This window comes from Mycobacterium sp. SMC-8, from assembly GCF_025263565.1.
GTDB lineage: Bacteria > Actinomycetota > Actinomycetes > Mycobacteriales > Mycobacteriaceae > Mycobacterium.
This window is the reverse complement of the sequence record NZ_CP079865.1, coordinates 1,742,277-1,761,285: the sequence shown is the minus strand read 5'-3', so window position 1 is coordinate 1,761,285 and position 19,009 is coordinate 1,742,277. Positions and strand designations below refer to the sequence as shown.

Annotated in this window: 20 protein-coding genes; 6 read left to right on the top strand and 14 right to left on the bottom strand. The window is 70.7% G+C overall.

Features of this window, described 5'->3' with window-relative positions:
• The first annotated feature begins 5 nt into the window (after nt 1–5).
• Nucleotides 6–389, top strand: coding sequence for a DUF3054 domain-containing protein (locus tag KXD97_RS08640; RefSeq protein ID WP_260756320.1), 384 nt, complete (start codon nt 6–8; stop codon nt 387–389).
• On the opposite strand, the gene KXD97_RS08635 is transcribed toward KXD97_RS08640, so the two are convergent.
• The 4 genes from KXD97_RS08635 to KXD97_RS08620 all read right to left on the bottom strand — a co-directional run bounded on the left by KXD97_RS08635 (nt 381) and on the right by KXD97_RS08620 (nt 3,452).
• Complete coding sequence (locus KXD97_RS08635) at nt 381–1,721, bottom strand: HAMP domain-containing sensor histidine kinase (RefSeq protein WP_260756319.1); 1,341 nt, start codon at nt 1,719–1,721, stop codon at nt 381–383. The genes KXD97_RS08640 and KXD97_RS08635 overlap by 9 nt on opposite strands.
• A 27-nt stretch (nt 1,722–1,748) precedes the next feature.
• Complete coding sequence (locus KXD97_RS08630; RefSeq protein WP_313901364.1) at nt 1,749–2,495, bottom strand: response regulator transcription factor; 747 nt, start codon at nt 2,493–2,495, stop codon at nt 1,749–1,751.
• 4 nt (nt 2,496–2,499) lie between these two features.
• Nucleotides 2,500–2,892, bottom strand: coding sequence for a heme-binding protein (locus KXD97_RS08625; protein WP_260756318.1), 393 nt, complete (start codon nt 2,890–2,892; stop codon nt 2,500–2,502).
• Between the two features lie 137 nt (nt 2,893–3,029).
• On the bottom strand, nt 3,030–3,452 hold the full coding sequence (locus tag KXD97_RS08620; RefSeq protein ID WP_260756317.1) for a hemophore: 423 nt from the start codon (nt 3,450–3,452) through the stop codon (nt 3,030–3,032).
• A gap of 271 nt (nt 3,453–3,723) precedes the next feature.
• Between KXD97_RS08620 and KXD97_RS08615 the strand changes: the two genes are divergently transcribed.
• Together KXD97_RS08615 and KXD97_RS08610 are read left to right on the top strand one after the other, a co-directional pair.
• Nucleotides 3,724–6,642 carry an MMPL family transporter gene (locus KXD97_RS08615; RefSeq protein ID WP_260756316.1) on the top strand — a complete coding sequence of 973 codons (2,919 nt, stop codon included), beginning with the start codon at nt 3,724–3,726 and terminating at the stop codon, nt 6,640–6,642.
• The gene (locus tag KXD97_RS08610) at nt 6,642–7,133 is read left to right on the top strand and encodes an XRE family transcriptional regulator (RefSeq protein ID WP_260756315.1); all 492 of its coding nucleotides are present in this window, start codon (nt 6,642–6,644) and stop codon (nt 7,131–7,133) included. The genes KXD97_RS08615 and KXD97_RS08610 overlap by 1 nt, the downstream gene beginning before the upstream one ends.
• Before the next feature lie 24 nt (nt 7,134–7,157).
• Here the strand turns inward: KXD97_RS08610 and KXD97_RS08605 are convergent, their stop codons facing one another.
• The gene (locus KXD97_RS08605) at nt 7,158–7,847 is read right to left on the bottom strand and encodes a hypothetical protein (protein ID WP_260756314.1); all 690 of its coding nucleotides are present in this window, start codon (nt 7,845–7,847) and stop codon (nt 7,158–7,160) included.
• Nucleotides 7,844–8,431 (bottom strand): hypothetical protein, encoded by a 588-nt coding sequence (locus KXD97_RS08600; RefSeq protein WP_260756313.1) that lies wholly within the window; start codon nt 8,429–8,431, stop codon nt 7,844–7,846. The genes KXD97_RS08605 and KXD97_RS08600 overlap by 4 nt, the downstream gene beginning before the upstream one ends.
• A gap of 39 nt (nt 8,432–8,470) precedes the next feature.
• Between KXD97_RS08600 and KXD97_RS08595 the strand changes: the two genes are divergently transcribed.
• Complete coding sequence (locus tag KXD97_RS08595) at nt 8,471–10,555, top strand: M13 family metallopeptidase (RefSeq protein WP_260756312.1); 2,085 nt, start codon at nt 8,471–8,473, stop codon at nt 10,553–10,555.
• Nucleotides 10,556–10,579: 24 nt separating this feature from the next.
• Here KXD97_RS08595 and KXD97_RS08590 read toward each other — a convergent pair whose 3' ends face one another.
• The 3 genes from KXD97_RS08590 to KXD97_RS08580 form a co-directional block, all read right to left on the bottom strand.
• On the bottom strand, nt 10,580–11,038 hold the full coding sequence (locus KXD97_RS08590; RefSeq protein WP_260756311.1) for a thiol-disulfide oxidoreductase DCC family protein: 459 nt from the start codon (nt 11,036–11,038) through the stop codon (nt 10,580–10,582).
• Nucleotides 11,039–11,106: 68 nt separating this feature from the next.
• Entirely contained in the window at nt 11,107–11,535 is a 429-nt protein-coding gene (locus KXD97_RS08585) for a pyridoxamine 5'-phosphate oxidase family protein (RefSeq protein WP_260756310.1), read from the bottom strand.
• The gene (locus KXD97_RS08580) at nt 11,532–12,368 is read right to left on the bottom strand and encodes an NAD(P)H-binding protein (protein WP_260756309.1); all 837 of its coding nucleotides are present in this window, start codon (nt 12,366–12,368) and stop codon (nt 11,532–11,534) included. Before KXD97_RS08580 ends, KXD97_RS08585 begins: the two co-directional genes overlap by 4 nt.
• An 80-nt stretch (nt 12,369–12,448) precedes the next feature.
• On the opposite strand from KXD97_RS08580, the gene KXD97_RS08575 reads away from it, so the two are divergent.
• Both KXD97_RS08575 and KXD97_RS08570 read left to right on the top strand, forming a co-directional pair.
• Nucleotides 12,449–13,378 carry an AraC family transcriptional regulator gene (locus KXD97_RS08575; protein ID WP_260756308.1) on the top strand — a complete coding sequence of 310 codons (930 nt, stop codon included), beginning with the start codon at nt 12,449–12,451 and terminating at the stop codon, nt 13,376–13,378.
• 69 nt (nt 13,379–13,447) lie between these two features.
• Nucleotides 13,448–14,998, top strand: coding sequence for a phospholipase D-like domain-containing protein (locus KXD97_RS08570; RefSeq protein ID WP_260756307.1), 1,551 nt, complete (start codon nt 13,448–13,450; stop codon nt 14,996–14,998).
• On the opposite strand, the gene KXD97_RS08565 is transcribed toward KXD97_RS08570, so the two are convergent.
• From KXD97_RS08565 to KXD97_RS08545, 5 genes are read right to left on the bottom strand one after another with little or no spacing between them, the layout of a single operon-like run.
• On the bottom strand, nt 14,970–15,365 hold the full coding sequence (locus KXD97_RS08565) for a hypothetical protein (RefSeq protein ID WP_260756306.1): 396 nt from the start codon (nt 15,363–15,365) through the stop codon (nt 14,970–14,972). The genes KXD97_RS08570 and KXD97_RS08565 overlap by 29 nt on opposite strands.
• 29 nt (nt 15,366–15,394) lie before the next feature.
• Nucleotides 15,395–16,609, bottom strand: coding sequence for a DUF58 domain-containing protein (locus KXD97_RS08560; RefSeq protein WP_260756305.1), 1,215 nt, complete (start codon nt 16,607–16,609; stop codon nt 15,395–15,397).
• Nucleotides 16,606–17,568 (bottom strand): MoxR family ATPase, encoded by a 963-nt coding sequence (locus tag KXD97_RS08555; RefSeq protein ID WP_260756304.1) that lies wholly within the window; start codon nt 17,566–17,568, stop codon nt 16,606–16,608. The genes KXD97_RS08560 and KXD97_RS08555 overlap by 4 nt, the downstream gene beginning before the upstream one ends.
• Entirely contained in the window at nt 17,565–18,047 is a 483-nt protein-coding gene (locus tag KXD97_RS08550) for a hypothetical protein (RefSeq protein WP_260756303.1), read from the bottom strand. Before KXD97_RS08550 ends, KXD97_RS08555 begins: the two co-directional genes overlap by 4 nt.
• Complete coding sequence (locus KXD97_RS08545; protein ID WP_260756302.1) at nt 18,044–18,991, bottom strand: DUF4129 domain-containing protein; 948 nt, start codon at nt 18,989–18,991, stop codon at nt 18,044–18,046. The genes KXD97_RS08550 and KXD97_RS08545 overlap by 4 nt, the downstream gene beginning before the upstream one ends.
• Nucleotides 18,992–19,009 lie beyond the last annotated feature (18 nt).

Here is a 19,009-nt window from a genome sequence, read left to right as displayed (position 1 = left end):
ATCTCGTGACGACCGACTCCCCGTCTTCCGCGACCGCGCTGAAGGCGCTGGCCGCCGACCTCGTGTGCGTCGTGGTGTTCTGCACGATCGGGCGGCGCAGCCACGCCGAGGGCCTGACCGTCACCGGGATCGCCGAGACGGCCTGGCCGTTCCTGACCGGCACCGTCGCCGGTTGGCTGGTGAGCCGGGCCTGGCGACAGCCGACGTCGCCGGCGCCGACCGGGCTGATCGTGTGGGTCGCCACGATCGTGGTCGGGATGCTGTTGCGCAAGGCCACCGGGCAGGGCACCGCGGTCAGTTTCATCGTCGTCGCGTCGTTGACCACCGCGGTGCTGCTGCTGGGCTGGCGAGCCGGGGCACGGGTACTGGCGCGTCGTCCGTCAGCCTGAAAACTCCTGCGGTGCAAGATCGTTGGAGATCGTCAGGGTTGCGCGCAGACCCCCGAGCGGGCTGTCGGACAGCGTGATCGTCCCGCCGTGCAGCGCCGCCTGCTGCGCGACCAGCGCCAGACCCAGCCCAGAACCCCCGGATGCGGCGGTGCTGCCCCGGGAGAACCGGCCCAGCACCGCCTCGTGTTCCTCGGCGGGCAGGCCGCGGCCGTTGTCGTCGACGACGATGGTGACCACACCGCCGTCGCGGTGCGCGGCGAGCACGATGCGGCCGGCCTGCCCGTGGGTCACGGCGTTGCGCACCAGGTTGTCCACCGCCAGCCGCAGGCCGCCCGGCCAGCCCAGCACGGTGCCGAGGTCGTCGGCGGCGTCGATCTCGATCTGCACGTCCCGGCGGACCCGCATGTTCTCGCGGCCCACCCGGTCGAGCATGTCGGTTACGTCGATGACCTCGCGGTCCTCGTCCTGCGCGAGCTGCCCCGACGCCAGCTGACCGAGCGCGGTGATGATGGCCTCGACCCGGCGCTGAGCGCGCGACAGGTCGGCGACCACCTCCTCGCGTTCCTCCTCGGGCAGGTTGTGGATGCGCAGGGTGTCGAGGTCGGCCCGCATCGCGGTCAGCGGGGTGCGCAGCTCGTGGGCGGCGTTGGCGGCGAAGTCCTGGGCGGCCTGCAGCGAATTCGTGGTGGCCCGCTGCGCGGCGGCGAGCCGGTCCAGCATCGCGCTCATCGCCTCGGACAGGTCCTCAGCCTCCCGCACCCCGTGTACCGCCGGGATCTGCGCGGTGCCGTGGTCGAGCCGTTTGGTGTGTTCGGTCAGTTTGCGCAACGGCCTGATCGCCGCGCCGGCCAGCAACCAGCCCAGCACCCCGGCGAGCAGCACGGTGACCACCCCGACCCCGATGTAGAACGGGATCCTGGCCCGGCTCAGCAGGATGCTGTCGGCGCGGATACCAATCGACATCAGCACCCCGCCCTCCTGCTCGGACGGGATGGTGCGCACACGGTATTCGACGCCGTTGACCATGACGGTGTCGGTCCCCGGCGGCAGCGGCGGCAGCTGGAAGCCGCGCTGGTAGACGACCTGGCCCGACGAGCGCGCCCGGCCGGTCTGCAGCACCCCGCGCCGGGGATCGGACAGCTGGTCCGGGTAGACGCTGGCGTCGACGATCGCATCCAACCGGCGGTCCAGCTGTGCCTCGTCGTTGCCGGCCAGCACCAGCGAGGTCAGAATCGTGAACGCCGCGACCACCGCTGCCGCGGCGGCGGCCGCGGCGATCGCCACCCTGGTGCGCAGGGACGCCGATCGCAGGAATCGTGGAAGGCGGGGCACGGCGGGCAGGGTCAGCTCACCCGCATGTCAGGGCTCTTCACGAAGCACGTAGCCGATGCCGCGCACGGTATGGATCACCCGGGGTAGACCGTCGCGCTCGAGCTTGCGGCGCAGATACGACACGAACACGTCGGCGACGTTGGTGTCGACGTCGAAGTCGTAACCCCAGACCAGCTCCAGCAACCGCTGCCGGCTCAGCACCACGCCGGCGTTCTCCGCGAGCGCGGCCAACAGGTCGAACTCCCGCTTGGTCAGTTCGACCCGTTCCCCGGCGACGAACACCAGTCGCCGCGCGGTGTCGATGGTCAGCGAGCCCACCGTCATCGAGTCGGAGGTCGGCGCGGAATGGTGCGCGCGCCGCAGCAGTGCGTGCAGCCGTGCCACCAGCTCCCCGAGGTCGAACGGTTTGGTCAGGTAGTCGTCGGCGCCCGCCTCCAGCCCGGCGATGCGGTCGTTGACGGTGTCGCGGGCCGACAGCACACAGATCGGGATGTCGTTGCCCAGCGCACGCAGCGCAGTCACCACCGCGACCCCGTCGAGCTCGGGCATCTGCACGTCGAGCACGAGCGCGTCGTGCGACTCGCTGGACAGCAGCCGCAGCGCCTCCTTGCCCGTCGCGGCGACCCTGACGTCGAACCCGGAGTGCCGCAGACCACGCGCCACCGAAGTTCTGACGTCGGGGTCGTCGTCGACCATCAACACCGTCCGACCCGCGCCGTCCTGGGCGGACAGCTCCCCCCCATGAGCAGGCGGAGTGTCCACCCTGTCCTGCACCGCGTTACGGGAAGTTCGGGCCGTCGGGGTCGTCAGGGGTGAACCCGCAACGATGCTTGATGTCGGTCAGCGGCTGGCGGACACCGCGCAGCTCGGCTTCGACCTGCGGATGCATGGCCAGGTAGTCGGCGACCTCGGTGCGGATCTGCTCGTGCGGCTTGCCGTGCAGGCCGGTCAGGAACGCGTTCACGTCGGGGTGGGTGAACAGGTAGGCCGACGTGGCCGCGGAGACACCGGAGGCAACCCCGGAGAAGTCGGCTGCCGTGCAGTTCGGCGGTGGCGGAGCGGGCTGAGCAGAGGCCGAGGGCAGGGCACCGAACAGCATCCCGCCGGAAACCGCGCCTGCGCCGAGCACACCCAGGACCGTGCGACGCACAGCTGGGGCCGAGAACACCATGGAGGCTCCTTCGTCAGAGGTGGACCGGGCCGTTTCGGTCGCCGGTCGAGACCATCCTAGAAAGCTAAGCAGAGCCGCCGCGCACTTTCTTGCCGAGCGATTAACCGTTGATGAGAACTTCTACAAGAAAGGGCCGGTCAGCCGGTCGCGGTGACCGCGGCGTTCTGGGCGGCGGGCAACGCCGGGCTCTGCTGCGCGGCCTGCATCAACCCGAACACCTGCGGCAGGGTCACCGGCAGCCGGCATTTGCCCGACAGCGCGACCAACGGTTGCTGGAGCCGCTGCAGATCGGAGGCGACCTGCGGGTTGGCGTCGAAGTACGCCTTCAGCGCGGCGATCGACTGCGGCCCCTCCTGCTGCTGGGAGATCGCGGTGATCGCCCCGTTGGCTTTCGGGTTGGCCTCCAGGTAGTTGCCGGTATAGGTCGCGACCTCGGCCACGGTCCTGGCAACCTCGCTGGCCGCGCACGGATCGGGCGCGGCGACCGCGATCGGGCCGGTCAGCATCGCGATGCCGGCCCCTCCGGCGATCACGGCGGCGAATTTCACGGGTAGATGCATGACGAACTCCTAACAGTTCGCTAACACGCGTGACGTGCTTCGCAAACGTGCTGCGATGATGAGCAGAGGGTCCCCGACGCCTGTGTAGCTCCGCCGCCATACTGCCATCGCCCCCTCGGGCCTTACCAATACAGCGACCGAACCCGCAGGCATCGTCCCTGGATGAGGCATTTCTGCCAGCTGTTTCAGCCCGGCGAACTGACAGAAACCTGCTGTACCCTCTCGCTATCGGCAGCCGGGGAGAAAGTGGGGAGTTCCGATCCAGCAGTTCATGATGCGCCTGAGCAGCAACCTGCGCAGGTTCCGCTGGGCGGTGTTCGCGGTGTGGCTCCTGCTCCTGGTGCCCTCGGTGTATCTGGCGATGAACCAGTCCAGCCACCTCACCGGCGGCGGCTTCGAGGTCGAAGGTTCGCAGTCGCTCTACGTACAGCGCCAGCTTGAGGCGCAGTTCCCCGATCAGGGCGCCTCCCCGCTCGCCCTGGTCGCCGCACCGCGCCCCGACGCGTCGTTCCAGGACATGGCCGACGCGGTCACCCACCTCGAGCGCCTCGCCTCCGAGGTGCCCAGCGTCAAGGTCGTCCCGACGCCGCAACAGCCGCCGCCGCAGCCCGACCGCCCGTACGTGATCACGCTGCAGCTGGACTTCGAGAACACCGGTGCGGTCGACGTCGCCAAGCAGCTGCGGGAGAAGATCGGCGTCGACGGCGAAGAGCCCGGTGAGATGGAGAACGGCAAGGTCCGGCTCTACGTCATCGGCCAGGGCGCGCTCGGCGCCGCGGCGACGCTGGCCACCAAACACGACATCGCCCAGGCCGAGAAGTGGAACTTCCCGATCGTCCTGATCATCCTGCTGGCGGTGTTCGGCTCGCTGGCCGCCGCGGCGATGCCCTTGCTGCTGGGAATCTGCACCGTCGTGGTGACCATGGGCCTGGTCTTCCTGCTGTCGATGTACACCACGATGTCGGTGTTCGTGACGTCGACGGTGTCGATGTTCGGCATCGCGGTGGCGATCGACTACTCGCTGTTCATCCTGATGCGGTTCCGAGAGGAGCTGCGCGCCGGCCGCGAACCCGAGGACGCCGTCGACGCGGCGATGGCCACGTCCGGTCTGGCCGTGGTGCTGTCGGGCCTGACGGTCATCGCGTCGGTCACCGGCATCTATCTGATCAACACCCCGGTGCTGCAGTCGATGGCCACCGGTGCGATCCTGGCCGTGGCCGTGGCCGTGCTGACCTCCACGACGCTGACGCCCGCGGTGCTGGCCACGTTCGGCCGCCGGGCCGCGAAGCGGTCGTCGTACCTGCACTGGGGCCGCGGGGTGGAGGCCACCCAGTCGAAGTTCTGGACCCGCTGGACCGGCTGGGTCATGCGCAGGCCGTGGCTCTCGGCGGCGGCCGCCGCCGCGCTGCTGCTGGCATTCGCCGCGCCGGCGTTCTCGATGGTGCTCGGCAACAGCATGCAGCGGCAGTTCGACCCGACCCACGAGATCCGCGGTGGGGTCAACGCCGCGGCCGAGGCGCTCGGCCCAGGCGCGCTCGGCCCGGTCAGGGTGCTGGTCACCGTCCCCGAAGGACAGACGGCCCAGTCCGAGGTGCCGTTGCTGGAGTCGCTCCGCGACAAGATGGGCCAGGCCCCCAACACCGTGTCGGTGTCGCCGCCGGTGTTCGGCACCGACGGGCGCAGCGCGCTGCTGTCGGCGGTGCTGTCGGTCGATCCCGAGGATATGGGTTCCCGCGACACCATCGACTGGATGCGCGACCAGTTGCCGCCGGTGGCCGGTGACGCCGCCCGCGTCGACGTGGGCGGGCCCACCGCGCTGATCAAGGACTTCGACGACCGGGTGTCAGCAACCCAGCCGCTGGTGTTCCTGTTCGTCGCACTGATCGCGTTCGTGATGCTGCTGGTCTCCATCCGGTCGGTGTTCCTCGCGTTCAAGGGCGTGCTGATGACCGTGCTCTCGGTCGCCGCCGCCTACGGCTCGCTGGTGGTGGTGTTCCAGTGGGGCTGGCTGTCCGACCTCGGTTTCAAGCAGATCTCGTCACTGGACAGCACGATCCCGCCGCTGGTGCTCGCGCTGACGTTCGGGTTGTCGATGGACTACGAGATCTTTCTGCTCACCCGGATCCGGGAACGGTTCCTGCAGACCGGCAACACCCGCGACGCCGTGGCCTACGGCGTGTCCACAAGCGCTCGCACCATCACCAGCGCCGCGTTGATCATGATCGCGGTGTTCATCGGGTTCGCGTTCGCCGGCATGCCGCTGGTCGCCCAGCTCGGTGTCGCGTGCGCGGTGGCCATCGCGGTGGACGCCACCGTGGTGCGGCTGGTGCTGGTGCCCGCCCTGATGGCGATGTTCGACGAGTGGAACTGGTGGCTGCCACGCTGGCTGGACCGCATCCTGCCGTCGGTGGACTTCGAGAAGCCGCTCCCCAAGGCCGACATCGGCGACCTGGTGATCATCCCCGACGACATCTCCGCGCTGGCACCGTCCGGTTCGGATCTGCGCACCGTGGTCAAGTCCGCGGCGAAACTGAAAACCCTTGTCCCACAAGCGATCACCGTTGCCGACCCGCTCGCGTTCAGCGGCTGCCAGCCGTGCGGCAAGGCCACCAGCAGCCGCGTCGGGCGCGACGAGAGGATCACCGCGGCAGTCAGCAACCGGGCGCACGGCAAGACCGTCGCGGTCAAACTGCCCAAGCACCCGGTGACGATGTGGCGCGGCAGACTCGACGTCGCCCTGGACGCGCTGGCCGTCGAACGTGACGCACGGGACGCCGAGGGCAACGGGCAACCCCCGCTGGCCCGCATCAGCCCGATGGAGACCACCAACGTGCTGCTGCCCACCGGCGACCGGCTGCAGATCCCGACCGGCGCCGAGACGCTGCGGCTGAAGAGCTTCCTGATCCTGCAGCGCAACAGCGCCCGTGACTACGACGACCTGGCCGAGCTGGTGGATTCGATGGACGCCAACACCGCGGCAGAAGTGCTCGCCGGCATGGACCGGTACTACTGTGGTCAACCGGCCAGGCCGTACTGGGTGGCCACCCAGTTGGTGCGGCGCCTGGCCGAGCCCGCTCCGGCCGACGGGCCGGACCTTGCCGCGGCCGGCGCCGACGGGGAGTCCGAGTGGGCGCGGGTCAGGCAGCGCTGCCTCGCGGTGGCAGTGGCCATGTTGGAGGAGACGAGGTGATGGTGGCCCCTGAGATGCCCGAGGTACGCGGCACAGACCGCCGCGCCCACCCGCCCGCCGACGACCGTCCGGTCGAGTTCTGGCCGACCGCTGCGATCCGGGCCGCGCTGGAGAACGACGACCTCGCCGTGTGGCAGCGCATCGTGGTCGCGATCAAGCGGGATCCGTTCGGCAGGACCGCCCGACAGGTCGAAGAGGTGCTCGAGACCGCCAGGCCCTACGGGGTGTCGCGCGCGATGTCGGAGGTGCTGCACCGCACTCGCGAGCACCTGGAGGCCAATGAGTGCGCGGAAGTGGCGCGCCACGTGCACCTGCTGCTAGAGCGCTCGGGTCTGGGCGAGCAGGAGTTCGCGTCACGGATCGGCGTGCCCGCCGACGACTTCGCCGCCTATCTGCGGGGCACCACCAGCCCGCCGGCATCGCTGATGATCAGGATGGGCCGACTCTCGGAGCGCTTCGCCAAGATGCGATCCCAGCGCACCACCGACTGACCCACGGCCCTGGGCGGCGGAGCCTCAGCGGGAGTGGATCGGCGCGACGTCCTCGACGAGCCAGCGCCCGTCGCTCTTGGACAGCGTGACCCGCAGCGCCAGCACCGCCGTGGCCGGCCGCTGGCCCGGGCTGCTCTGCGTGCCGCGCAGGATCACCGCGACGCTCGCGGCGTCGGGCCCGATGGCCTCGACGCCGGCCGACACCGTGCTCGCCTGCGCCGACACGTTCCGTCCGCCCAGATCCTTTGCGACGGCGGCGAATTCGTTGCGAAATCGCTCCGCGCTGGCGGCCGACATCATGCCGGTGGCGCGGTCGATCGACGAGGTGGGGTTCTGCGGCGTGAACGTCGCTGACGCCTCGGCGACGCTGCTGGCGATGCCGGTCACCTCGGCGCTGTCGTCACGCAACGTCTGGTCGGGCCGGGTCCACTGGGTGTATCCGATCACCGCCGCGGCGACGAGCGCCGCCGTCGTCGTCGCGACCACCGCCAGCCGCAGCCCGGGACCGTCGTCGTCGGTGCCGAAGGTCACCTTGTCGCGGCGGGCCAGTACCGCGTTGACGATCACCCCTTCGACCACCAGCACGCACAGCACCGAGCACACCGCGACCCACCACAGCGGCCAGCCCAGCGCCACGCCGATGTACACCAGCGCGGCCACCGCCGCCGCCGGCGCCAGCACATCGAACGCCAGCACACGCAGCCGGTTCCTCATCGGATCGGCTCCAGCCGGGAGATCGCGAGCCTGCCGTCGACGTCGGTCACGTCCAGTCGCAGGGTCCAGCGCACCGTCTGCGGCTTCTCGGTGCCGGCGTTCTCCGACAGCGAGGTCGCGACCACCATCACGGTGTCGGTGCGCGACGAGAACCCCTCAAGGCCCTGCTCGGGGTCGGGCGCGGCGCCGGGTTCGTCACCGGGTTCGGCATGGTGGATGGTCTCGATGGCGACCGAGTCGATCTGCCCGGTGGTGCGCGACTGCAGCGTCTGCACCAGCTTGCGGTACGGCTCGACGGCGGTCTCGAACTCGGCGTTGAGCTGGCCGACGGTGCCCTCGTGCAGCGTGGTCATGTCGGCGTCGACGGAGTCCTTGTTCATGTTGATCAGCACGCCGGTCCAGTCGACGGCGGTCTGCAGCACCTCACCGCGGTACCTCAGTTCAGCGGTGTCGGCGCGGTGCCCGTTCCAGATCATCACCGCCAGCACCACCGCGGCGACCCCCACTACCGCGAGCACCGCCGACCCGACGCCGTAGCGGCTGATGATCCCGTCAGTGCGCGGTTCCGGCTCGTCATCGGGCATGCGCGTGAGGGTACCGGCACGTTCTGGCAGGCTTGTGGGGTGACGGTAGAAGCTACATCGCCCAAGTCGACAACCAAGTCCGGACTCGACCTGCGCTACGTCGACGCCGACGCCCGTCCGCAGGACGATCTGTTCGGCCACGTGAACGGCCGCTGGCTGGCCGAGTACCAGATCCCGGCGGACCGGGCCACCGACGGCGCCTTCCGCACGCTCTACGACCGCGCCGAGGAACAGATCCGCGACCTGATCAACGAGGTGGCCGGTGGGGACGCCCCGCACGGCACCGACGCGTCCCGCAGCTCGGGCTCAACCGACGCGTCCCGCATCTCAGGTTCGGACGACGCGTCCCGCATCTCAGGTTCGAACGACGCGTCCCGCATCGGGGACCTCTTCGCCAGCTTCATGGACGAGGACACGGTGCGGGCACGCGGACTGACCCCGCTGCTCGACGAGCTCGCCGCCATCGATTCCGCCGACAGCCCCGACGCGCTGGCGCGCGTGATGGGCGCGCTGCAGCGCACCGGCGTCGGCGGGGGCACCGGCCTGTACGTCGACACCGACTCCAAGAACTCCGAGCGCTATCTGCTGCACCTGACCCAGTCCGGGATCGGGCTGCCCGACGAGTCGTACTTCCGCGACGAGCAGCACGCCGAGATCCTGTCCGCCTACCCGGGGCACATCGCCGCGATGTTCGGCCTGGTCTACGGCGGCGGCGCCGAGGATCACGCCGACACCGCAGAGCGGATCGTCGCGCTGGAGACCAAGATCGCGGCCGGGCACTGGGACGTGGTCAAGCGCCGCGACGCCGACCTGACCTACAACCTGCGCACGTTCGCCGAGGTAGTCGAGCAAGCGCCCGGCTTCGACTGGCCGGGTTGGCTGTCGGGACTCGGCGCTCGCGACGACCAGGCCGCCGAAGTGGTGGTGCGCCAGCCCGATTTCCTGACCGCGTTCGCCGGGCTGTGGGCCGGCGAGAGCCTGGAGGACTGGAAGAACTGGCTGCGCTGGCGGGTGATCCACGCCCGGGCGTTCCTGCTCACCGACGAACTGATCGCCGAGGACTTCTCGTTCTACGGGCGCAGACTGTCGGGCACCGAGGAGATCCGCGAACGCTGGAAGCGCGGCGTATCGGTGGTGGAGAGCCTGATGGGTGAGGCATTGGGCCGGCTGTACGTGGATCGGCACTTCCCGCCGCAGGCCAAGGCGCGGATGGACGAGCTGGTGGCCAATCTGCGCGAGGCCTACCGGGTCAGCATCAACTCGCTGGACTGGATGACTCCGCAGACGCGGGAGAAGGCACTGGTCAAGCTCGACAAGTTCACCCCGAAGATCGGCTACCCAAAGAAGTGGCGGGACTACTCCGCGCTGGAGATCGCCCGCGACGACCTGTACGGCAACTACCGGCGCGGCTACGCGCTGGAGTACGACCGTGATCTGGCCAAGCTGGGCGGCCCGGTGGACCGCGACGAGTGGTTCATGACGCCGCAGACGGTCAACGCGTACTACAACCCCGGCATGAACGAGATCGTGTTCCCGGCCGCGATCCTGCAGCCGCCGTTCTTCGACGCCGACGCCGACGACGCCGCCAACTACGGCGGCATCGGCGCGGTGATCGGTCATGAAATCGGACACGGCTTCGACGATCAGGGCGCCAAGTACGACGGCGACGGGAACCTGGTGGACTGGTGGACCGACGAGGACCGCGCCGAATTCGGCAAGCGCACCACGGCATTGATCGAACAGTACGAGGAGTTCGTGCCCCGCGACCTGGACCCGTCGCATCATGTGAACGGCGCGTTCACCGTCGGCGAGAACATCGGCGACCTCGGCGGCCTCTCAATAGCACTGCTCGCGTATCGACTCTCACTGCAGGGCAAGCCCGCACCGGTGATCGACGGGCTGACCGGCGAGCAGCGGGTGTTCTTCGGTTGGGCCCAGGTGTGGCGCACGAAATCCCGTGAAGCCGAGGCGATCCGGCGATTGGCGGTGGACCCGCACTCGCCGCCGGAGTTCCGCTGCAACGGCGTGATCCGCAACATGGACGCGTTCTACGACGCGTTCGGGGTCGGACCCGACGACGAGCTGTACCTGGAACCCGAACGGCGGGTGCACATCTGGAACTGAGCGGGGACCTCCGCTAGTTCACAGCTAGTCCAGGAAGCGGGCCCGCACCTCGGGCGCCGGGATCGGGCAGGTGTCATGCGTTCCGAAGATCCGGTACCGGACCCGGGCGAAGCCGTCGTAGAGCCGGTCGCGCAGCGGGGCCGGGATGACCTCGGCGGCCCGCAGGGCCCGCCACGGCCCGCCGAGGTAGTCGGTGACGCGCAGCGCCGCGGCGGACTTGACCGCGACCTGCTCGTCGGGTCCGCCCGGGTCGTCGACGAAGACCACCGAGTCGACGTCGGCGAGGAACGGGTGGCGGGCGATGACGCCGCGGGCGAAGTCGCTGTCGAGCGCGGCGAACCGCAGCGACCCGTGCCGATCCACACGCAGAATGGCCTGCACCGCGCCGTTGCAGAACCCGCAGACGCCGTCGTAGAGCAGCACCGGCGGGTCCTGCCGGGTCGGGGCGCCGGGGGCGGGTGAGCGGTCGTGAGTCTCGGACATCGGAAACCTCCTTGCCCGACGGGTTCCCGATGCGCCGGCCGGCAACCGGTCCCGCCCCGCGGGATATGTCACACCGCGACCCGGCTGACCCGCTGCGGCCACAGCACCACCCGAAGGTGTTCGTCGGCCAGCATCGCCTCGAGATGGGCGGCCCGCACCGGGTCGTCGAGGTCCCAGTACCGCGCGGCCAGCCGCCTGGCCAGGTCAGCGGCCCCGTCGGGTGCCACCGTGACCGGGCCGGTGAGCGACACCCACCGTTCGCGTTCGCCGACCGGCGCGGCGACCACGAGGGAGGCTCGCGGGTCGGCGCGCAGTTGCCGCACCTTGGCGGCGCCCGCGGCGGTGAACAGCTCGATCGTGTCGTCGGCGGTGAGCTCGAACCACACCGGCCGCGGCTGCGGGGGCACCGGGCCCGCGGCCACGGTCAGGAACCCGTGCAGCGGCCGCCGTAGGAAGTTCCGGTCCTCGCGGGTCAGGGCGGTCTCGACCGCGGTCATCGGTGCCACGCTCCGGCCGCCGCGGCCCGAACAACGTAGTCCTCGAACGTACGGGGCGGCCGGCCCAGCACCTGCGTGACGCCGTCCGCGGGTTCGGCAAGTAATCCGCGCTCCATCATCACGAACATCTCCGCGATGTGCTGCGCGTCGGCGCGGGCCCACCCGTCGTCGACGAGCTGCGCGGTGTACTCGACGGCCGATATCTGCTTGTAGGTCACGGGCATCCCGGACGCGCGGGCGATCAGGTCGGCCGCCTCCGCGAAGGTCAGGGCGCGTGGCCCCGACATCTCGTACACCCGCCCGGCATGCCTGCCCGGCTGGGTGAGCACCGCGGCGGCCACGTCGGCGACGTCCTCGACGTCGATGAACGGCTCGGGCACCTCGCCCGCCGGAAGCGCCAGGGTCCCGCCGAGCAGCGGCGCGTGGAACACGTCCTCGTCGAAGTCCTGGTCGAAGTTGTTGGGCCGCAGGATGGTCCACTCCAGCGCCGAGCCGCGCACGGCGTCTTCGGCGGACCGCATGTCCAGCCCGAACGGGGAGTCGCCCCAGGTGTCGGCGCCCCGGCCGGACAACAGGACCGCGCGCCGCACCCCCGCCGACTCCGCCCGGGCGATGAACTCATGGACCGGGCCCGGCACCGTCGGGGCGACCACGTAGACGGTGCCGACGCCGTCGAGCACGGCGTCCCAGCCGTCGGGGTCGGTCCAGTCGAACGGGGTGGGGCTGGACCGCGATGCGGTCCGCACCGGGACGCCGGCCAGTCGCAGCCGGGCGGTGACGCGCCTGCCGGTCTTGCCGGTGGCGCCGAGGACGAGTGTGGTGTCGTGTGCCATGCCCCCAGTCAACGGCCCTCGACTGGACGAATCCATGGGTGATCCGCCGATTTCCCTGTGCGATCGTCTAGCCTGGCGGGATGGACGTCTTCGACGACCTCTGCCGCGGGGTGCGCGCACAGGGTTCGCTGTTCGGCGCGTCCACGCTGTCCGCGCCGTGGTCGCTACATTTCGTCGACGGAGCACCATTGACCCTGTGCACGGTGCTCGACGGCGCGGGCTGGGTCGTGCCGGAACACGGCGACGCCGAGCCGGTGCGCGCCCGCGACACCGTCGTGGTGAAGGGCCCCGCGACGTTCAGGTTCGTCGACACACCCGGCACCGCCGCGGAGCCGCTCGCATGCGGAGAGTTCTGCGCGACCCCGGAACTCGGCGGCACCCGACACCGGCTGGGCTGGAACGACGTCGCGCACAACGAGGCGGGGGCAACCACGCTGATCGTCGGCGCCTACCCGGTGCAGGGCGAGATCAACCGACCCCTGCTGGACGCGCTGCCGACCGTGCTGCGGGTCCCCGGCGGGGGCACCGGTGACGCGGTGCTCGACCACCTGGCCGCCGAAGTCGCGCTCGACATCCCCGGCCAGCAGGTGGTGCTCGACCGGCTGCTGGACTGGATGCTGGTGTGCACGCTGCGCGAGTGGTTCGACCGGCCCGGCGGCGAACCGCCGGCCTGGTGGAGCGCCCAGCGTGACCCGGTGGTGGGTGACGCGCTGCGGCTGCTGCACGCCGAGCCCGCCGCGCCGTGGACGGTCTCGCAGCTGGCCGAGCGCACCGGGGTATCGCGGTCGACGCTGGCCAAGCGGTTCACCGAGCTGGTCGGCGAACCGCCGCTGACCTACCTCACCGCCTGGCGGATGACACTGGCCGTGGATGTGATGCGGGAGCGCAGGGCGGCGACCCTGGCCGAGGTCGCCCGCACCGTCGGCTACTCGGACCCGTTCGCGTTCAGCGCGGCGTTCAAACGAGTCCGTGGCGTCAACCCCAGCGAGTTCCGGCGCACCGTGGCCTGACGGGGCCGTCCGGGACCGCCTACGCTCTAGAGACCCGGGCCACCGCGTCGCCGGCCGAAGGTGAGACGGATGTCAGACCAGTTGCAGAGCCCGCCTGACGGGGGGCCCGACGACCGGCTTCTCGTGCCGGGGACGACGTGCTGGCAGACGGCGCGGGCAGGCCGCTTCACCCCGATCGTCGACGGAGCCGACTACCTGGTCGCGGTGAAGGCGGCGATGCTGCGCGCCGAGCGCCGCATCATGCTCATCGGCTGGGATCTCGATTCCCGGACGGCCTTCGAGCCCACCGGGCCCACGCTGTCCGGGCCGGACCATCTGGGTCTGTTCCTGCACTGGCTGCTGTGCAGCCGCCGTCACCTGCAGGTGTATCTGCTGAAGTCGAACCTGCGGCTGCTGCCTGCGTTCGACGGGTTCTGGTTCGGGGTGGCGCCGGTGGCGCTGCTCAATCAGATCACCTCCAGCCGCCTGCATCTCGCGGTCGACGGGGCGCGTCCCACCGGCGCGGTGCACCACCAGAAGATCGTGGTGGTCGACGACGCGGTGGCGTTCTGCGGTGGCATCGACCTGACCGTCGGCCGCTGGGACACCCGGGCGCATCTTCCCGACGATCCGGGCAGACGCACGGCGGGACAGCCCTACGGACCGCGCCACGAGGTCGCCGCCGCGGTGGACGGCCCGGCCGCCCGGGTGCTCGCCGAGCAGGCCCGTGACCGCTGGCGCGCCGCGACCGGACGGGCGCTGCCGCCGGTCTCGCCGCGGGAGCCGGTGTGGCCGCACGGGCTGCGGCCCGCGCTGCGCGACGTGGAGGTGGGCGTGGCCCGCACCCTTCCCACCCTGCCCGGCCGCCCCGAGGTGCGGGAGGTGGAGGCGCTGGACTTCGCCGGGATCGCCGCCGCGAAGACCGTGATCTATCTGGAGAACCAATACCTCGCGGCGCGCGGGCTGGCCGAGGCGCTGGCCGCGCGGTTACGCGAGCCCGACGGCCCTGAGGTGGTGATCGTGCTGCCCCGCAGTTCGGAGAGCCGCCTTGAGAAGCAGTCGATGGACAGTGCGCGGGAGCGGCTGCTGCGCATGCTGTGGGACGCCGACGAACACGGCCGGCTCGGCGTGTACTGGCCGGCCGTCAAGGGCGGGCAGTCGGTGTACGTGCACTCGAAGGTGATGGTGGTCGACGACCGGCTGCTGCGTATCGGCTCGTCGAACCTCAACAACCGCTCGCTGGGTTTCGACAGCGAGTGCGACGTCGCGCTGGAGGCCCCGCCGACGGGCAGCGACAAGGTACGGCGCCACATCGTGGACACTCGCGACGCCCTGGTGGCCGAGCATCTGGGCGTGCAGCCGGCCGAGTTCCGGCGGGAGGCGTTGCGGCGCGGTTCGTTCCTCGCCGCAATCGACGCGTTGCGCGGTTCGGGCCGTTCGCTGCGCAAGTTCACCGAGTTCATGGTGTCGGCGGATGCGGGCCCGCTCGCCGAGAACGAGCTGATGGACCCCGACCACGTGCCACCCTCGATCACCCGCAGCGCGATCGAGGTGGCCACCGGGATGATCACCTGGCCGCTGACCAGGGTCGCGCCGCGGCTCTGGTCGATGGTCAGTGCCGTTGCCTCACAAAAGGTTTGAGCGCCAACAGATATCCGGCGAGCAAGGTCAACGGCGCCACCAGCGGCAGCCAAGGCGCCTGCACCGGCAGCAGGACCGCGACGGCGGCCGCGCCGGCGAACCCGACCGCGAAGTACATCGTCGGCGCCGTCGGCACGGTGTGGCGTAGGACGAGGTACGCCGCGGCCGCCAGCCCGGCCAGCACCGTGAACATCGGCGCCGGATCGGCCATCACGACGGTCAGCACCGCGCCCAGCACCGCGACCGTGGCCGCGGGCCGCGCCCATGCCGAAACCAGCACCGCCGTCAGCGAAAACCCGACCGCCAACACTGCGTAACTGTCGGCCCGGTACCCGGCCGCAGCCACCATGAGCACGCCGAAAGCCATGAGTGTCAATCGATGTGCCGCACCCGCGATCATCGGCGTGCCCGTCGTGCCGGCACCAGCGCCATCGCCTGGTCCAGCGTCACCGCATCCGGCCAGCCGACGATGTCGACGCCGACGGTGGCCATGTCGCGGTACATGAACGAACGTTGCATGCTCCACATGCGGTGCACCAGCGGGTCGTGGTCGCCTTCGATCGGACTGCCCTCGAGCACGTCGACGGCGACCACGGGATGACCGCGCTTACGCAGATCGATGAGGGCCAACGCGAATTCGGTGTCGAGCAGCGTGGAGAACGCGATGACGATGGCGCCGGTCGGGACGGCCGGGCGCGGCGCGAGGGTGCCGGTGGCGGTCTGGAAGGTGTCTGTCGCGCCGACCACCGTGTCCAGGATCCGATAGAACTGCCGCTGCCCGATGTCGGCGCCGAGCCACCGGGTGCTGCGGCTGCCCAGGGTGACCAGACCGGCCCTGTCGCCGTACCGCAGCGCGCTCTGCACCACCTGTGCGGCACCCCGGGCGGTCCGCTCGGTGGCGGTGGTGGCCGGACCGGGCGGCTGCGGATACGTGTCGACCAGCACCACCACGTCGGCGGCGCGGTCGGTCAGCCGCTCGGTGACGTGCAGCGCGCCCCGGCGGGCGCTGACCGGCCAGTTGACCGTGCGCAACTGGTCGCAGGGGACGTAGGGGCGGATGTCGGCGAACTCGACGCCGGGGCCGACATGCCGGGTCAGGTGCGTGCCGAGCCGGTCGAGCAGGTCGGTCCGCGGAATCTGGGTGGATTGTGGTGGCGCGATGGGGAACACGCAGACCTCGGCGGCGTCGGCCGCGCCGACCCCCTCGATCAGGCCGCCGCGCCCGCTCACGGTCACGGTGGCGCGAATCGGGTACCGGCCCCACCGCGTCGCCCGCACCGTCAGGTCCGCGCCGTCGGTCTCGTCGATCGTCATACCGGTCGGCACGGAACACGTCAGCGCTACCGGGCCGCCGTCGTCGGAGCCGGCCGACACCTGAACGCGGGCCGGCTCGTCCTCGAAGCACCTGTGGAAAGCCGGCTCGGCGGACACCGTCACCGCCGGCACGCCGCGCTGGCGACCCACCGAGCACAGCACGCCGAGTAGCGGCGCGGCGAAGGCGGCGAGCTCCCATCGTCCCGCCAGCAGCGCCGCGACGATCGCCACCGCCGCGCAGGTCGCCACCGAGCGGGTCAGAGCCGAGGCGCGCCAGTGTAATTCGACGGTCGTCACGTCGCGTCCCGCGCACGCGGCACGGGTGTGCGGCGCAGCAGATCCTCGACCACGTCGGCACCCTGCACCCGCCGCACCCACATCTCGGGCCGCAGGCTGATGCGGTGCGCCAGCGTCGGCACGGCCAGCGCCTTGACGTCCTCCGGGACGACGAAGTCACGGCCGAGCAACAGTGCGCGCGCCCGTGCGAGCTGCACCAGGTCCAGTTCGGCGCGTGGGCTGGCCCCGACGGCGACCTGAGGGTGCTGGCGGCTGGCGGTCGCCAGCGACACGATGTAGTGCAGCACGTCGTCGTGGACGCTGACCTGCTCCACCGACTCCTGCATCGCCAGCAGGTCGTGCGCGTCGACGACCTGCTGCACCGTCGCGGCCGCCGATCCGCGGTCGAGGCGGCGGCGCAGCATCGTGGTCTCCTCCGCCTCGCTCAGATACTTCAACTCGAGACGGATCGCGAACCGGTCCAGTTGCGCCTCCGGCAGCGGGTAGGTGCCCTCGTATTCGATCGGGTTGTCGGTGGCCAGCACCAGGAACGGTTGCGGCAGCGGATGTGTCACGCCGTCGATGCTGACCTGCTGTTCGGCCATCGCCTCCAGCAGCGCGGCCTGGGTCTTGGGCGGGGTACGGTTGATCTCGTCGCCGAGAAGCAGGTTCGTGAAGATCGGGCCGCGGCGGAATTCGAAACGGCCCGTTTGCATGTCGTAGATCGTCGAGCCGAGCAGGTCGGCGGGCAGCAGATCGGGCGTGAACTGCACGCGGGTGAACTCGAGGCCGAGTGCGGCGGCAAAGGACTTGGCGATCAATGTCTTTCCCAGCCCGGGCAGATCCTCCACCAGTACGTGCCCGCGGGCCAGCACGGTGATCAGGATCAGGTTCAGCGCGTGGCGCTTGCCCACGACGGCACGGCCGATCTCGTCGAGGACGGCCTCACAGCGCGCCGTGGTCACCGCGGGGGTGCTCACAGCCGCTCCAGCCGCTGCAGGATCTCGTCGAGCGTGCGCCGGCCCGGGCCGGGCTCGGCGTTACCGGTCCGGGAGATGTTCTCCGGGTCCACCCACGGCCACAGCTCGTCACCGAACAGCATGCGGCCGGTGGCGTGAAATGCCCTCGGGTCTTTGGCTTTCCGGTGTCCGGCTGCGAGCTCGAACTGCCGGGCGAGCATCGGCCGCAGCCGTCGATCCCAGTCGGCCCGGGTGGACTCCGACCACGAGATCAGCGTTTCGGTGCGGGACAACCAGCGACGCATCGCCGCTGCCGCCTCGTCGGCCGTGGTCTCGGCCCGGTCGTCGGGCCCGCCATCCAGGTGCGACCGGACCCCGATCAGCACGCACGCCAGCGCCGCGCCGGTGACCACCAGGACGAGCTCCCGCTCCAGCTGCGTCACGGCGAAGACCTGCACGACGACGATCAGAAACACACCGACGACAACGACTTTCGTCATGTCGCCGCCTGCAGTTGGCGCTGCACCTGCCGCAGCGCGTGCACCGCGTCGACGCGGTGGCTCTCATTCATCAGGTGCGGGCTGAACCGCGCCTCCTCGAACAGCTCGACCAGTTCGGTGGCGCTGCCGGCGTCCACGGCGCGGCTGCGGATCGCGCGGGCCAGCACCTCGGTCGGGGTGTCGGAATCCCGCGGGGTCGTGCCGGGTGATTTCTCCAGTTCGCGTTCCATCGCGAGGTAGCACGCGATGATCGCTTGCCGGGGGTCCCTGCTGAGATCGCCCATCTCGGCCAGACCGAGTTCGGCCGCCCGGGCGAGGTCGGGTGCCGGGGCGGCCGGTCCGGGTGCCGCGGGCTCGGTGGGCACCGCGGGTGCCGGGGCGTGCCTGCGGCCGGTGAGCGCCGCGACGATCGCGAGCGCGAACAGCGCGACCGTCGTGCCCAGCAGCGCGGCGAACACCGCACCGTCGTAGGGACCGGCCGGCGGCTCGGCGTCGGGGGTCGTCTCGGCACTGGAGGTGGCGTCGGCCCGTGTGTCGGGCACCGTCTGCTCGTCGAGCACCACGGCCGGCACCCACCGCATCAACAGCAGCACCAGCAGCGTCCACGCCGTAAGCGCCGCACCGATGATCAGCAGCGTCCGCCAGCGGATCGGGACACCCCGCTCCCGCGCCGTCCGGGGCGGCTCCCCCGGCGGCGGGGCCGCGGCGCGCTGCGACGCCTGCGCGAAAACCGCGATCGTGATCACGGCGACGGACACGACCAGCATCGCGATGACCGCGATCAGGCTCCCCGGACCTGCCTCGGCGGGTTGATCGGGAGGCGGGTCACCACCGGCGTCCGGCAGATACCCACGCAGCGCCGTGATGGCCAGCAGGGTCAGCACGATCACCGTGATCGTGCGTGCCGCCTTGTCGTGCGCCGCCGGCTCGGTCTTCTCGGGCATGGCCACCCCTGGCTCCAG

Bases quoted from the DNA above. Each gene is read 5' to 3' on its own strand.
- KXD97_RS08600 (WP_260756313.1), bottom strand. From the start codon at position 8,431: ATGCCCGATGACGAGCCGGAACCGCGCACTGACGGGATCATCAGCCGC.
- KXD97_RS08585 (WP_260756310.1), bottom strand. From the start codon at position 11,535: ATGACCGCGGTCGAGACCGCCCTGACCCGCGAGGACCGGAACTTCCTA.
- KXD97_RS08570 (WP_260756307.1), top strand. From the start codon at position 13,448: ATGTCAGACCAGTTGCAGAGCCCGCCTGACGGGGGGCCCGACGACCGG.
- KXD97_RS08545 (WP_260756302.1), bottom strand. From the start codon at position 18,991: ATGCCCGAGAAGACCGAGCCGGCGGCGCACGACAAGGCGGCACGCACG.
- KXD97_RS08615 (WP_260756316.1), top strand. From the start codon at position 3,724: ATGATGCGCCTGAGCAGCAACCTGCGCAGGTTCCGCTGGGCGGTGTTC.
- KXD97_RS08580 (WP_260756309.1), bottom strand. From the start codon at position 12,368: ATGGCACACGACACCACACTCGTCCTCGGCGCCACCGGCAAGACCGGC.
- KXD97_RS08565 (WP_260756306.1), bottom strand. From the start codon at position 15,365: ATGGCTTTCGGCGTGCTCATGGTGGCTGCGGCCGGGTACCGGGCCGAC.
- KXD97_RS08620 (WP_260756317.1), bottom strand. From the start codon at position 3,452: ATGCATCTACCCGTGAAATTCGCCGCCGTGATCGCCGGAGGGGCCGGC.
- KXD97_RS08590 (WP_260756311.1), bottom strand. From the start codon at position 11,038: ATGTCCGAGACTCACGACCGCTCACCCGCCCCCGGCGCCCCGACCCGG.
- KXD97_RS08575 (WP_260756308.1), top strand. From the start codon at position 12,449: ATGGACGTCTTCGACGACCTCTGCCGCGGGGTGCGCGCACAGGGTTCG.
- KXD97_RS08610 (WP_260756315.1), top strand. From the start codon at position 6,642: ATGGTGGCCCCTGAGATGCCCGAGGTACGCGGCACAGACCGCCGCGCC.
- KXD97_RS08605 (WP_260756314.1), bottom strand. From the start codon at position 7,847: ATGAGGAACCGGCTGCGTGTGCTGGCGTTCGATGTGCTGGCGCCGGCG.
- KXD97_RS08625 (WP_260756318.1), bottom strand. From the start codon at position 2,892: ATGGTGTTCTCGGCCCCAGCTGTGCGTCGCACGGTCCTGGGTGTGCTC.
- KXD97_RS08550 (WP_260756303.1), bottom strand. From the start codon at position 18,047: ATGACGAAAGTCGTTGTCGTCGGTGTGTTTCTGATCGTCGTCGTGCAG.